This is a genomic window from Janthinobacterium sp. SUN211, assembly GCF_030587315.1.
Taxonomy (GTDB): Bacteria; Pseudomonadota; Gammaproteobacteria; order Burkholderiales; family Burkholderiaceae_D; genus Janthinobacterium; species Janthinobacterium kumbetense.
On record NZ_JAPWIC010000007.1, the window covers coordinates 266044 to 280887 of the forward strand.

Annotated in this window: 10 protein-coding genes; 5 read left to right on the forward strand and 5 right to left on the reverse strand. The window is 60.8% G+C overall.

Annotated elements, in window-relative coordinates; all coding sequences use genetic code 11:
* Positions 1–240 precede the first annotated feature (240 nt).
* Complete coding sequence (locus O3301_RS23000) at positions 241–975, forward strand: YceI family protein (RefSeq protein ID WP_305057597.1); 735 nt, start codon at positions 241–243, stop codon at positions 973–975.
* Here the strand turns inward: O3301_RS23000 and O3301_RS23005 are convergent.
* Positions 938–1567, reverse strand: a complete 630-nt coding sequence (locus O3301_RS23005; RefSeq protein WP_251348108.1) for a LysE family translocator — start codon at positions 1565–1567, stop codon at positions 938–940. The genes O3301_RS23000 and O3301_RS23005 overlap by 38 nt on opposite strands.
* A gap of 156 nt (positions 1568–1723) precedes the next feature.
* On the opposite strand from O3301_RS23005, the gene O3301_RS23010 reads away from it, so the two are divergent.
* A complete protein-coding gene (locus O3301_RS23010; RefSeq protein ID WP_305057598.1) occupies positions 1724–4618 on the forward strand; it encodes a hybrid sensor histidine kinase/response regulator in 2895 nt (964 codons plus the stop codon).
* Here O3301_RS23010 and O3301_RS23015 read toward each other — a convergent pair.
* Positions 4603–5514 carry an alpha/beta hydrolase gene (locus O3301_RS23015; protein WP_305057599.1) on the reverse strand — a complete coding sequence of 304 codons (912 nt, stop codon included), beginning with the start codon at positions 5512–5514 and terminating at the stop codon, positions 4603–4605. The two genes, O3301_RS23010 and O3301_RS23015, sit on opposite strands and share 16 nt — an antisense overlap.
* 46 nt (positions 5515–5560) lie before the next feature.
* Positions 5561–8698 (reverse strand): NAD(P)-binding protein, encoded by a 3138-nt coding sequence (locus tag O3301_RS23020; RefSeq protein ID WP_305057600.1) that lies wholly within the window; start codon positions 8696–8698, stop codon positions 5561–5563.
* Between the two features lie 202 nt (positions 8699–8900).
* On the opposite strand from O3301_RS23020, the gene O3301_RS23025 reads away from it, so the two are divergent.
* From O3301_RS23025 to O3301_RS23035, 3 genes are all read left to right on the forward strand, one after another.
* Entirely contained in the window at positions 8901–9179 is a 279-nt protein-coding gene (locus O3301_RS23025; protein WP_289914148.1) for a hypothetical protein, read from the forward strand.
* Positions 9180–10190: 1011 nt separating this feature from the next.
* On the forward strand, positions 10191–10337 hold the full coding sequence (locus O3301_RS23030) for a hypothetical protein (RefSeq protein WP_289914147.1): 147 nt from the start codon (positions 10191–10193) through the stop codon (positions 10335–10337).
* A 54-nt stretch (positions 10338–10391) separates the two neighbouring features.
* Positions 10392–10883, forward strand: coding sequence for a transposase (locus tag O3301_RS23035; protein ID WP_305057601.1), 492 nt, complete (start codon positions 10392–10394; stop codon positions 10881–10883).
* Positions 10884–11403: 520 nt separating this feature from the next.
* On the opposite strand, the gene O3301_RS23040 is transcribed toward O3301_RS23035, so the two are convergent.
* Positions 11404–12584, reverse strand: a protein-coding gene (locus O3301_RS23040; RefSeq protein ID WP_305057602.1) for an IS3 family transposase whose coding sequence is annotated in 2 segments (ribosomal slippage) — positions 11404–12314 and positions 12314–12584 — 1182 coding nt in all. Because the reading frame shifts where the segments join, the coding sequence is not laid out codon by codon here.
* 384 nt (positions 12585–12968) lie between these two features.
* Positions 12969–14844: thioesterase domain-containing protein (locus O3301_RS23045; RefSeq protein WP_305057603.1), on the reverse strand; the 1876-nt coding region annotated here is incomplete at its 5' end.

Consider the following 14844-nt stretch of genomic DNA (forward strand, 5'->3'; position numbering starts at 1 on the left):
GCGCGGCAATCCCGTCATTCGATTTTGCACCGCCGCACATTCATTTTCTGGCGCCTGCTGTTAATACCAATTCCGCGGCATTCACGTCCATTTCCCTGCAAGACAGGGCATGCGGCTGGAGGAATTGGTCTTGCAAAACGGCCACGCATGCGTCGCGGCTATCGCACCGGTGCCGGATCGCTTACTATCGCCCCATCGCGCCCTGCGCCACCGCCATCCCTTTGCCAGGAGTCCTCATTGATGCCCCACGCCCCTCGCCGCCTGCTGCTGGCCTGCGCCTGCGCCCTGCTCGCGGCCTGCAGCCCGTTCGCCCCGCCGCCCGCCGCCTCGCTCCCGGCCGCGCCAGTAGCGGCGCCAGCCATGCAGGCGCCGCCCTGGCAACAGCCAGGCGTGCGCATCCTGCACATCGCCCCGCAGGAATCCCTGCTGACCATCACCGTGCGCCGCGGCGGCGCGCTGGCGCGGCTGGGGCATGACCACGTGGTGGCCAGCCGCAGCCTGCAGGGCGTGGTGGCGCCCGCGCCGGGACGCGCGCAGTTCCGCTTCCGGCTCGACGAGATGAGTGTGGATGAAGCCGGCCTGCGCCAGGCGGCCGGCTTGACGACGACGCCGTCGGCCGACGCCATCGCGGGCACGCGCCACAACATGCTGGTGCGCGTGCTCGAGGCGGAACGCTATCCGTGGGTGAACATCGAGGCGCGCCGCACGGGCGACAAGGAAGTGCTCGAGGCGGACATCACCCTGCATGGCGTGACGCGCACGCTGCAATTGCCGGTGCGGATTGAGGAATCGGCCGATGGCCGCCAACTGCAGGCCAGCGGCAGCCTTCTCTTGAAACAGAGCGACTTCGGCATCGTGCCCTTCGCCGTGCTGGGCGGCGCCATGGCCGTGCAGGATCAGATGGAACTGGCGTTTCGCATTACCGCCAGGCAAGAGCTCAGCGCGCCAGGATCAGGCGCAAGCCTAGGCCGATGAAGATGGTGCCGGCCACGCGGTCGAGCCACAGGCCGGCGCGCGGACGGCGGTTCAGCCAGTGTCCGACGGCGCCGGAAAAATAGCCGAGCAGGCCGAACAGCACGCAAGCCTGCGCCGTGAAGACGAGGCCCAGCTGCGCCGTTTGCCAGCTGGCATTACCCTGGCCCGCGACGATGAACTGCGGCAGGAACGACAGGAAAAACAGCACGACTTTCGGATTGATACTGTTGGCAAACAAGCCCTTGCCGAACAGGCGCAGCAGCGATTCGTCCGGCAAGGCCGCCGCGCCATCGACCTTGGCGCCGCCGCGGCTGCGCAAGGCCCCGATGCCCAGCCACACCAGATATAGCCCGCCGGCCACTTTCAGCGCGGTAAATGCCGTGGGCGAGGCGGCCAGCAGGGCCGATACGCCGATGGTCGCCAGCACGGTGTGCGTGAGGCAGCCAAGGGCGCAGCCCAGGCCGAACGCCATGCCCTGACGGCGTCCGCGCGACATGCCCACGCCCAGCACCATCAGGTTGTCGGGGCCGGGACTGGCGGTAATGAGAACGGCGGCGGCCAGGAAGGCCAGGAACTGGTCGGGACTGAGCATGAATATCTCGCGGGCAAAGGCGCCATGATACCGGAGCGGGCGTCATGCCGGCAGGACATGAAATTGCCCGTATGCCAGCAAGAGTCGATTAAAATGGGCACTCCACAGCAAACGGCGTTGCCGCCGCTTCCCGCGCGACCATCACCAAACCCATCGATGCCAGCCCACCCGCCCCTTTCCCGCCACCGCGCTTCCAGCTCCCGCGTCTGCGCCTGGCTATGCGGCTGGCCGCTCCTGGTCGGCCTGCTGATCGGCCTGCTGGGGCTGGCGGGTGGGGCGCAGGCGGCGCCCTTGCCCCTGAGCAAGCAAGGCATCCAGCACCTGGGCAACGGTGGGCAACTGTTTCTCGCCGGAAATGACGCCGCGCCCGCCGATGCGGCCGCCCTGCCCGCCTGGCTGGCGCACCAGCGCCCGGCCAGCCAGGTCGACCTGTTCGGCGGCGCCTACTGGCTGCACGCGCAGGTGCGCAACGACAGCGGCGAAACGGCCTGGGTCATCGACCCGAACGACACCCTGATCGACCTGGTCGACGTGTACGTGTATGGCCCCGGACTGCAGGCGGCGCCGCAGACCTTGCTGACGGGCTACCAGCGTCCGCACGAGTATTTGTTGCACTACGGCAGGAACGTGCAGCTGGCGCCCGGTGCCACGTATGACATCCTGATCCGCTTTTCCAGCCCCTATTACGCGCGCGCGCCGCTGTTCGGCGTGCAGACGCAGCAGGATTACCGCAAGCTGGTGGGCAAGGAAAACTTCCTGATGGTGGCGTCCATCGGCGCCCTGCTGGCGCTGGGCCTGTTCAATTTCTTCATCTTTTCCATCACCCTGGAAAAAGCCTCGGCCTATTACGCGCTGTACGTGCTGACCTATGGCCTGGCCTGGGCCATGACCTTCCACGTCTTTGCCGACCTGTTCGACTGGCGCCTGCTGCAGCTACATTACGTGCCGTTTTTCCTGCTGCCCGTCTTCAGCACCCTGTTCTACACGCATTTCCTGCGCCTGCGCGACTACTCGCCCCTGCTGCACCGCATCAGCAAGGTCAACCTGGTGCTGCCCCTGCTGCTGCTGCCCAGCTGCTTCTTCGCCCTGTCGTATGCGCACACGCTGGCCACCATCGTCATCAGCATCTGGATGCTGCTGGCGCTCGTCTGCGGCATCGTCGTCTGGTGCCGCGGCTACCAGCCGGCGCGCTTCTTCGTGCTGGCCTTCGTCGCCCTGATGCTGCCCGGCTTCCTGATCCTGCCGGCCAACCTGGGCCTGATGCCGGCCATGGTGGCCAACGCCCAGCTGGTGACCCTGCTCGGCGGCACGCTCGACGGCTTGCTGCTGGCCTTTGCCCTGGCCGACCAGATCCGCCTGCTGCGCAACAACCTGGAACAGCGCGTGCAGGAGCGCACCCTGGCGCTCACCCTCAGCAACGACGCCCTGCTGAAAGCCAAGGAGCACGCGGAAGTGGTCAGCCGCCACCGCATCGATTTTCTATCCGCCATGAGCCACGACATCCGCACGCCGCTGGCCGGCGTGATCGGCATGCTGAAATTCGCCCTGCGCGACCAGTCCGTCAAAGGCCGCACGCAGGAATACCTGCGCATCGGCTTGCACAATGGCGTGTCGCTGTTGACCATTCTCAATGACATCCTCGATTTCTCGAAGATCGACGCCGGCAAGCTGACCCTGGAAACCGTGGACTTCGACTTGCTGGCGCTGATCGGCGACGCTGCCGGCATCGTGCAGGGCCAGGCCGACGCCAAGAGCCTGCTGCTGCGCCGCGAACTGGCGCTGGACTTGCCGCGCTACGTGCGCGCCGACCCCACGCGCCTGCGGCAAATCCTCATCAACCTGCTGGGCAATGCGCTGAAATTCACGGCGAATGGCGAAGTGCTGCTGGAAGTGAGGCGCGCCCGCACGCCGCCGCGCCGCGACGGCCGCAGCGAGATCGAATTCATCATCAGCGACACGGGCCCCGGCATCGACGCGGACACCTTGCCGCGCCTGTTCCAGAAATTCGAGCAAGCCGACCACTCCACCACGCGGCGCTACGGCGGCACGGGCCTGGGCCTGGCCATCTGCAAGGAGCTGGTCGAACTGATGAACGGCACGATCGGCGTGGAAAGCCGCATCGGCATCGGCTCGCGCTTCCATTTCACCTTGCCGCTGACGCCAGGCAGCGCGCCGGCGGCCGACGCGCGCCGGCCGGCACGCCACGTGCGCCACGCCTGCCGTCTGCGCATCCTGTGCGCCGAAGACGTGCGCACCAACCAGATCATTATCGGCACCCTGCTCGAAAGCATGGGGCATGAGGTCACCATCGTGGAAAACGGCGAACAGGCGCTGCGCGCGCTGGGTGCGGGCGCCTACGATTGCGTGCTGATGGATGGCCGCATGCCGCTGATGGATGGCGAACAGGCCGCGCGCCTGATCCGCGACGGCGGCAACGCCAAATTCCCCATTCCCGACGCACACATTCCCATCCTCGCGCTGACGGCCAACGCCAGCGAACATGACCGGCAACGCTATCTGGCCGCCGGCATGGACGACTTCCTCAGCAAACCCGTCGACGAAGCGCTGCTATTCAAGAAAATCGACGCCCTCATCGACCTGCTGCTGGCGCGCGGCCACGCGCTGCCGCCTGCCGCGCCCATCGGGGACGACAGCCTGGCGCGCCAGTTCGGCCTGGACGATGCCGGCACGGCGCAGGCGGAGACGCCGGCCGATCCCATGACGGCGCCCGTGCACATTTTGCCGCTGGCCGGCCTGTCGCCGCAGCATTTGCAGCGCATCGCACAAGCGTTCCTGACGGAAGCGCCGCGGCGCCTGGACCTGGCTTGCCACGCCGTGCGCGATGGCAATGCCAGCGCGGCGGCGGCCGCCTTCCACGCCCTGAAGGGCAGCGCCGGCTACCTGAGCCGCCCCACCCTGCACGGCCTGTGCCACCAGATGGAAACCCTGGCCTCGAACGGCCAGCTCGATAACGTGGAACAGTTCCTGCCGCAGCTGCAGGAGGCGCTGAGCGTGGCGCGGCGCGACCTGGAAACTCAGCCCGCCGGCTGAGCCATCCAGCCATGCGCTTGCAGCCACGCCAGCAACAGCCGTGGCCAGGCGGCCGGCTCGCTGCCCGGCTTGCCCAGGCCCCAGCCATGGCCGCCATGCTGGAACATATGCAGTTCGACGGGCACGCCCGCGCGGCGCAGGGCGGCCGCCATCAGCTGGCTGTTCTCGGGCGGCGCAATCGGGTCATCGAGCGCCTGCGCAATGAACATGGGCGGCGTGCGCGCATCGACGTGCAATTCCACCGACAGCGCGTCGCGCGCCGCCTGCGCGGGGTGACGTCCCAGCAACTGCTTTTTCGCATGCGTCGTGTCGAATGGCGCCTGCATGGTCAGCACGGGGTACAGCAGCACGGCAAAGTCGGGGCGCGCAGAGACGGCATCGACCGCATCGACGGGCGCGTAGCGGGCCGCGTCGGGCTGGACGGCCGTCATGCCGGCCAGGTGCGCGCCGGCGGAAAATCCCGGCATGCCGATGCGTGCCGGGTCGATGCCCCATTCGGCCGCGCGCGCACGGATCACGCGCATGGCGCGCTGGCCATCCTGGAACGGCGCGGCCACCCCGCCGCCCTCCTGCGGCAGGCGGTACACGAGTTCAAACGCCGTGATACCTTGCGCCTGCAGCCAGCGGGCGGTGGGGCCGCTCTCCTTGCCCGCCTCGATATGCGCATAGCCGCCGCCGCTGACCAGGAGCATGGCGATGCCGTTCGGCTGCGCCGGGCGGTGCGCGATCAGATACGGTTGTTCGGCCTGCGTGATGGATCCCTTGGCGCTGTCGCGCTGCGGGCCCGGCGCCGCGCCACCGGGCGGCGCGCCGGGCCACAGCACAATCGCGCCGGGCGGCGCGGCGACAGCGTGCAGGTTGATACAGATCAGAAACAACAGCAGCAGGCGTTGCATGATTCGCTCGCGCAGGGAACAATGAAACGCCATCATAGCGAAATCACTAAAAATCTGTCTCGCCCTGGATCACTGCCGGATACCCCGTCATGGCGCGCGACGTCTGCATGCCCGCCATCACGGCCGCCTCCACGCAGCCCGCGTTGATGCCCGTCTTGATCCAGTCGCCCGTGAGGAACAGGTTACTGAATCCTGACTGGTCGGTGGCCAGCCGGTACTGCGTGCTGTTCACGACAGACATCACATAGCGCTCGGACGGGTCGACGTTGGCGCGCCAGTACTGGCTGTCGAAACGGGCCGCGCCCGTGGCCGCCTTCGCGTCGACCAGCCATTGCCACGGGAACGCGCCCGGCCCGCCCGCTTCGGGCCACAGCGCACCGATCTCGCGTTCCAGCTGGTGCAGCGCGCCCTGCTTCGCCCTGGCCGCACAGCGGGCCGGGAAATCCGTGTCGGTGACGGGCGGATAGCTGTCGACGGGGAAGGCGCTGCAAAAATACGAGACGTTTTTCGGTGCCAGTCCCGCCGGCCAATCCTCGTGCGCCAACAATTGATCCATCGGCGCCCACGTGTCGTACGGCTCCGTGAAGGCCGACAGCACGGGCTGCTGGCCCTTCGGTTGCGTGGTCCAGCCCATCTGACGCAAGTCCTTGTTCAGCCACACCTGGTAGGCTTGCGTGGCCACGGTTTTCACCTTGTCGGCCGCCAGTTGCAGGGCCGGGCTTTGCGCCAGCAGTTGCGGGCACAAGGCGGGCAGCGAGCCGATGGAAATGCCAAACACTACCTTGTCGAAGTCGACGCCCTTCTTCAATACCGTGGCGGGCAGCGCGCGGCCGAACGCTTGCTGGTACTGCAGCGGCCAGTCGCTCCAGTACGATTCCAGGTTGACGTCCTGCGCTTGCAGCAGCGCCGCCTGCGCCGCTTCGATCTGCGCATAATCGGGGGTACTGGGCCAGCACGCCAGGCCTTTCACGTCGACCAGCGGCGCATAGCCGGCGGCGGGGTCTTTCAATTGCACCTGCTCGGTGATGCGGATGCTGTCGATATCGCCCGCGCCCGGCACCAGTTCTTCCACGCGCTGGAAGAATTTGAATTCCACGCCCCTTTTTTTCAACACTTGGTACAGCGGCGTGAAGATCGTGTCGCCCATGCCGGCCTGCATCTTGAACATGATGCCGCCCTTGTAGGCCAGGCCGATGCGCGCCATCGCCCGCAACAGCGTCCCCGCCTCGATGTTCGGTTTCGCAAAATCGCCGCCCTCGTAGGCGAACACCAGGTCATAGAAGCCGCGCACGGGCGCCGAGTTGACGCTGAACTGCTCGTCGCCGCCATGCTTGCACAGCCAGTCGCGCAAGTCGATATCGTTGATGACGTCGAAGCCGTTCTTGAACACGCCATCCTGGAACATGCCCTTCATGACCGTGATGCCCAGGTCCAGGCAAATGAACAGGCGGCGCAATTCATCGTCGCCATCGATCAGGGCCCGGTAGCGCAGGCGCAGCCAGGCACGGATGCCGTTCAGGGTGCTAGCCAGCAGCTGGTGGCGGGCCTGGTCATGGCGCGTGGAGTCCGGCGCCAGGTCGGCCACCAGTGCCGCCAGCGCGCCCACGGACAGGCCCACGTCCAGCCCCAGTTCATCGGCCTGCCCCACCACTTCATCGGCCAGGCGGCGCAGCCAGCCCGGCCACACGCCCTCGCCTTGCGATGCGCTGGCGCGCACGATGCGCGCATCGGCGTCCGCCACTTGCCGGATCTGGCGTATCCACTGCTCGATCCAGCCCACCATGGCGACGGCCATCTGCCACAGGGTGATGTCTTCGCCGCCCTCGCCCGGCTCGCCCGGCAAGGTGGGAAAGACGATGGACCAGTTGCGCCACTTGCCCTTGACGTCTTCCGACAGGGCCACGTAATCGTGCTGCTTGAAAGCGTCGCGCCAGGTGGCCAGCGGCGCGCCGGGCGGACGGTCCAGGCTTGCATACGCTTCCTTGATCATCTTGAAGGCGTTCGCGTAAAAGCCGAACCAGATGTGCAGGCCGTGTTCCTCGATGCGCTGGCCCGCTTGCGCATTGCGTCCGCTGGCGCCCTTGCCGCCCAGGCGCCAGCCCAGCTGGTACACGGTGATGGCGTGCCGGTTTTGCCAGCCCGGCTGGTTCGTCAGATAGTACGCCGTGGTCATGGCCGCCACGCCGCCGCCGAGGATGGCGATCTTTTCCGGCGCGATGCGGGAATTGTCGACCAGTTCCTCGCCCGGCATGGCCGTGAAGTCGAAATTCACCTGGAACGGCAAGATCGCCGCCTGCGGCCCCAGTTTCAGGCCCAGGGTCTGGTCCAGCGGGAAGCTGTCGAAGGCGTGCAGCGTGCATTCGTATTCGTAGCCAAGCAGGCGCGCACTGTGCAGGCGGTTGATCTCGGCCGGCGCGGCCACCAGGGCCTGATACACGGCTTTCACGCCCGCACTGTCGGGGAATTGCTTGAGGAAAATCTGGTCGATGCGGGGATTGCGCAGCAGCGACAAAACATCGGCCCAGCCGGCCTGATCCATGTCAAAGAAATCGGGGATGGACAGGAAAATCTGGAACGCCTGCTCGATGAGTTCCAGGAAACTGTTGATGGGCTTGTGCTGCCCCGTCTGCACGGTGGCATTAACCTCCAGCAATGGATGCAGGGCCAGTTTTGTTTCCGGCGAAAAATGCTGGAAACCCTTGGCGGCCACGGAGCAGCGCAGCGGCTCGCTGCCGGCGGCGGGGATCTCGTAGTCGCACAGGTATTTCGGATAGCCGAACAGTTCGCGCCCGTTGATCAGGGCCATGGCGTCATCGACGAAGATATGGCACGGATACCAGTAGATATGCGCGAGCTTGCCGGCGGCGTCCATCTGGCCGACCATGATCCAGGTGACGATATCGACTTCCGTGATCCAGCCCTTGGCCTGGTCAACGGGGTTGGCGGAATCCGCATGGTTGACGCGCGTAAACGTCAGCATCACATACGGCGACAGGGCTTTCAGTGTCATCTTGCTGCCCGCCACCTGGTTCAGGGTGGTATTCACGGTCGCCTGCAGCTTCGCCAGGTCGCCCCGGACGAAATAACCGTACATTTCCGACTGTTTCAATTGCAGCGGCGAGTGCATCATCACCGAACCGCCCTGATAGATATACGAAGGTCTTGCCGAAGGTATCGCCGTCATTGCCCTGCCCCCCCCTTAAGTTTCATTCAAACAAGATTTCCACAGTGTATTTGAGAAATATCAATGAATGATATGAAATAAATTAAAGGATTTGCCAAGATGCATAGGCTCGGTCGGGAGGAGGCAGGACAGGCGGAAGGCAAGCGCTGGCCATCGGGTGTAGGATGGATCATCCGTGCAAAGCAGGCGAGCTGATCCAGAAATGATTACTACCGACTACGTATCCACTTATTCAGGCAACCGTTTTTATCCCTTGCGCCCGCATATCGACAAGGTCGCCATCGAAGACATCGCCCACGGCCTCGCTTACCAGTGCCGCTTCAATGGACAGACGCAAGTGTTCTACTCGGTCGCCCAGCACAGCCTGATCGTCGCCGAACTGGTGCCGCCCCCCTTGCGCCTGGCCGCCCTGATGCACGATGCGGCCGAATTATCCACCCATGCAGATTTGATACTAAGCATTCATTCTTTTGCTTGCTAAACATTCTTTCACTCGCTACCATTCCTCTAGGGAAGAACTGATTTACTCAATGGGCACGGCTCCCGGCGGTTCGCTAACCTATAGCAATAGCAGTCCCCTTTCACATGCCATCGACATACAAAGGTGCTTTTCCGCCCTTGAATACACCGCCAAAAAGAAGCTGACTCAGTGCGGCCTTGTCCTTGCCGAGTTTGACGACGTGACATGCGTAGCTGTTCATGTCGTTCGCTTTCGCCAACCTGGCGTCGGTTGGCCAGCAGTGGCTTTACGATCATTGAATTCCGTAGTCCGTCCTGATTGCAGAAACGCGTGAAGCATCCCCTCAAGTCGACCGAAAATGCACCTGTTCGACTCGTCGTGCTGCAGTTCAGCTCGCAAGACCTAGCCGAAAAGCGAATTGATCAGTATTTCCTTAATGTTATGATTTTTAATTTCATTGACGATAAGATGTGACGAAAGTGCGCAGAAACAAGGAATACAACACAGCCAGTCCTGTCGAGCATGGGTGACGCTGTATCGGTGTGATTCTCGGCACACTCACTCAACGGATTTTTAATCTGGGACACTGGCAGGCCGTTGAAAAATCATTCGGTGATGGGAAATATAAAAAATCCAAGCTCCACATAAAATTTCAGCACAAAAACGAAATTCTTATCTATTTACACAGCAATCTTCGTGCATGAATAGTCAGCTTTTGAAGTTTTATGGAATGAAATTTCTTTTCTCAGTAAAATTAAATAGCAAGCCATTAAATTCGAGTAGGCAAACGAATTTTATGACAGCAATCCCCAAAAATACGACCGCGTTTAAAAATAGAATTTTCCAAGCTCAGATTTTTGAAGGTGCTGAATGAAGGCATCCCGTTTTACCTATAGCTAGATCATCGTCATCCTCAAGCCAGCCGAAGGAGGTTCTCCCGTTCCTGAATTGTGCCGCGAGCCCTCTCGATCAAAATAGTTGTCGCCTCCAGCAATTGGAGTTCTAATCAACCCTGGGGTGATGGATTTGACAATGACGAAATACACGAACGAGAAGAAAGAGTACGCTCTCAGCCAGATGAGCGCGCCGCATAACAAGCCCGCGCCCGAAGTGGCACAACTCACCGGCGCGCCGGAAGCCACGCTGTACCTGTGGCGCAAGCCCCCTCTGTCAAAATAGTTGTCGTCTCCAGCATTTGGAGTTCTAATCAGCCCTGGGGCGATGGATTTGACGATGACGAAATACACCAATGAGAAGAAAGAGCACGCGCTCAGCCAAATGAGCGCGCCGCATAACAAGCCTGTGGCAGCAGTGGCTCAGCTAACCGGAGTACCGGAGGCCACGCTGTACCTGTGGCGCAAGCAGGCACGCGAGCAAGGTCGCGCGGTGCCCGGCGATGGGCAAAATCCCGAGCAATGGAGTTCCGCCGACAAGTTTGCGGTGGTGCTGGAGGCGGCGCCTCTGAACGCGGCAGAATTGGCGGCGTACTGCCGTCGCAAGGGATTGCTGGTGGAACAGCTGGAACGCTGGCGCACTGAAGTCCACACGGCCTTGTCGCCTGGACAGAACCGAGCTGGCGCGACCGAACGCGCGACGGACAAAAAGCGCATCCGGGAACTGGAAAGGGATTTGCGCCGCAAGGAGAAGGCATTGGCCGAGACGGCGGCGCTGCTGGTGCTGTCCCGAAAGTACGAAGCGCTGTGGACCGACGGCGAGGACGCATGATTGCGTTGCCGCAGCGCCAGGAGTTGGTCGCCGATATTGAGCAAGCCTGCCAGGATGGCGGTACGCGTCAAGGCAGCTGGCGCCAACATGCCTCTCAATCCCGGCAATACTTCGTCATAACACCCACAAAATAAATTACCTAGACAATATATTTCAGTCGATCGCCCTAGATCACACACTCCTAGTTGGGCGTTCTAGTATGCCCCCCCCGCTTCGTCATAATACCCACAAATTTTCATCCGGTTTTTTGTAGTTCACGGTTTATGCAACTTTTATAATTTTTAAGTCTTTTATTTTAAATAATATTTCCCATTATTGGTCGAGGGCGATTGCCTACCCGTAAAATCTAAATAGGTTCTAGTTGCCCGGCTACCGCCATAATACGAGTATGCTCATCGATTTCTTCCATCAAGTTCGCCTATAGTGTTTGATGTAACGATTTTAGGGAAAATCTGGTAAGGACCTTAAGGAGTACAACCACGCTTGGCATGTACGGATCAACAACCGGTGGTTGCGGTGGTCAAGCAATTTCGGACACAACGATAGGTTCACGTTCTGCCATTTTCTGTTCGTAGACAGAGGGCGGCAGATTGCCCAATGCTGAATTGATGCGCTTGCAGTTATAGAAGCTGACGATGTAGTCGGTGATGTCGGCTTTGGCCTCGGCGTGGTTAGCGTATTGACGCTGCCAGACCCGTTCCATCTTGAGGTTCAAGAAGACGCGTTCAGCGACGGCGTTGTCCCAGCAGTTACCTTTGCGGCTCATGCTGCAGACGAAACCGTGGCTGGCCAGCAGGTCCTGGTAAAGCTCGCTGGCATATTGACTGCCCCGGTCGGAATGGACGATCAGTCCAGCTGCCGGCCGGCGCTGTTGGATGGCCATCGTCAACGCATCGCAGACCAGCTTGGCTGGCATGCTTGGTGCCATGGCCCAGCCCACCACTTTGCGCGCGTACAGGTCCAGCACGGTTGCCAGATACAGCCAGCCGGCACCGGTACGGATGTACGTGGTGTCGCTGACGTACGCCAGGTTCGGCGCGCTCGGATTGAACTGTCGGTTCAGCACGTTGGCGGCCACTGGCAGGTCGTGCTTGCTGTCCGTCGTATGGACGAACTTGCGCTTCCAGACCGGCTTCAAAGCCTGCTGGCGCATCAAACTGCGCACCTTGTAACGCCCGATGTCGAACCCTGCGCTGGCCATGGCAGTGACCAGTCGGCGGCTTCCGTAGCTCTGATGGCTTGCCATAAACGCGGCCCGCAGATGAACGCTCGCTTTGCACAAAACCGGTTTAGCAGAACGACGCTGCGCCTCGTAAAATCCAGATCGGCTCACGTCCAGGATGCGACAGCTGTGCTGGACTGGGATGGCCTCCTTTTGCAGCTGGCGAATAAGCGTATGGGTCACTTCATTTCGCGGGCAAAGAAGGCCGAGGCCTTTTTTAAGATGGTGACGTCCTGCCGTAGCTGCTGATTTTCCAGCTCCAGTTGGCGGATTCTTTGCTGCTCGGCAGTGAGCGGCTTGCCGATGCCGGGCTGCCCGTTCTGCTCGGTACTGTACTGCTGCAGCCAGCGACGGATCGCGGTCTGGCCGATGCCCATGCTTTCGCTGACGTTCTGGACGCTCTGGCCCTGCTCATTGATCAGCCGGACCACTTCCAGTTTCAAGCTCGGCTCAAAGGTTCTACGTTTTCTTGTTGTCATGCTTTTTCCTCAGATGGTGGATTTTCCACCTATTGAGGTGTCCGGGCAAATTGGACCACAGCAAACCACTGTCACGCCATTGCTACACCCGCACTTTCCATAAGGCCCTGCGTAAATCTGAATTCATCCTAATCTCCATAAAAAATCGGAGTATGGCGAGACGTTAGGGGTATTCATAGATGGGACGGCTGGATGCTTACCCTGAAAAACGTTCTTTGCCAAATCAATCCCAGCATTAGTAATCTTCATAGTGGACGCTCCTTTCGTTTAAGGGGGGATACCCCCCTATTTGGGCACCTCGATGCCGTTTGAAAGAGGGCGTCCATTCCATTAGAACCCTTTTACCCAGGTAGGCCGGCCAGCGGAGGGTTTTTAGAGGTAACCTTAAAGACGCAGCTTGGCCGAAATCGCCTCGCCGAGTGCCTTGATATTCGGCTCATCCATGATTGTATAGTGTCCACCGCCTATCGAAGTTATGCTAACCCTGCCACCCATCACCTGCTTCCAGCCCAAATCGGGTTCGGACCGCATCTCATCCACCGCGCAAAACAAGGAGATGTTAATTGGTATCGGAACCAGTTTGTATGCATACAAAGCACGGGCAATCGATGCTCTGACAGCGAGATGACGCCGGAATGCCGCAAAATCAAGCTGTGGAGGGATGAGGTCTTCACGTCGGCACACGTCGAACATGAGTGCTAAGTCCCCACATGACGCCAGTGCCTGCAATTGGGTAGCAACCCCTTTAGGAAGCTCGCCAAGGTTGGCTAGCCAAAAAGCAGCATCATCCACGTCCACATATCCTGTAGATAAAGATCCACCACCGTAATTGCTCGTCGTGTCGATCAAGCCAAGAAAATCGACTTCCTCCCCGTCATCCAGTAATTGTCGAGCAATTTCATAGGCAATTGTCCCGCCGGCCGACCAGCCGGCAAGGCGGTATGGTCCCTCGGGTTGGATGTGCCGGATTGCCTTCATTTGCATCGATGCCATCGTGGACACGCTGGACATAACCTCCTCGCCATCGAGGAACCCAATCGCGGCCAACCCATACACGGGCAGGTCGCCATGCAACGATTGAGCCAGTTTGATTGCATACGCGATTTCACCCTCGCCAGAATGCAGCAGAAAGAGGGGAGAGGTAATTGCTGTGCTCCCCGAACGAATTCTGACCAAATTTTGGAAAGGTATAACCGTTGCCTGATTGGCTATAGCGCGAGCAAAAGACTCCGGATCGGGCGCAATAAAGAGAGACCTTAACGGCATCTCTACGTCCAGACGCCGCCGGACGGTAGACATCAGCTGGATCGCCAGCAGGGAGTGCCCACCCAACTGGAAAAAATTGTCAGTGATGCCGACCCGTGGTATGCGCAACACCTCCTGCCAGCTTTCGCACAGCGCACGCTCAACTGCCGTCCGTGCTTCAACATATTCCCGTTCCAGCGCTGCCTGATCATATTCCGGCAACGCCTTTTGGTCGATCTTTCCATTGAGAGTGAGTGGAAACTGGTCGAGAACCATGACAGCTTGCGGAACCATGTAATCTGGTAAATTGCACATTAGGTGCTGGCGCAGTTGTGCAGTTAATTGGTTGCGAACGTCCAAGGTTTGCTCCAATGCTGCTCCATTGCTCACCACGTAGGCTAGGAGGCGCTTTCCGCCCTCGGGCGCTTCACGCGCAATGACAACGGCATCCTTCACATCTTCATGCGTCCGCAATGCATTCTCGACCTCGCCCAATTCAATTCGGAAGCCACGAATCTTCACCTGATGATCGTTGCGCCCAAGGAACTCCACATTACCGCACACCAGCCAGCGTCCCAAGTCACCAGTCTTGTACAAGAGGCTACCCTGTTTCGATCGAAACGGATCTTGTAAAAACCGCTCAGCTGTCAAAGCCGGTAGGTTTAGATAACCGCGCGCCACACTGGCACCACCGATATAAATCTCTCCGATGACACCCGGTGGCACAGGCTGCAATCGCGTGTCGAGTACGTAAATTTGCGTGTCGCCGGTTGATCGTCCAATCGGAATATAGCGCAAGGAGCCCGACCCGTTTGAAGGCAGGTCGTGCAGGCGGAACGTTGTCGCAGTCACCGTTGCCTCGGTTGGCCCATAGGCGTTCATGAGCACGCAATCCGAATCCCATCGACCGGCAAGTTCCATCGACATTGCTTCGCCGCCTGCAATCAATAATCTCAGGTGGGGCAAGCTGTGTCGCTTTCCTAACGCTAATACGTTCAAGTAGCTCGGCGTGATA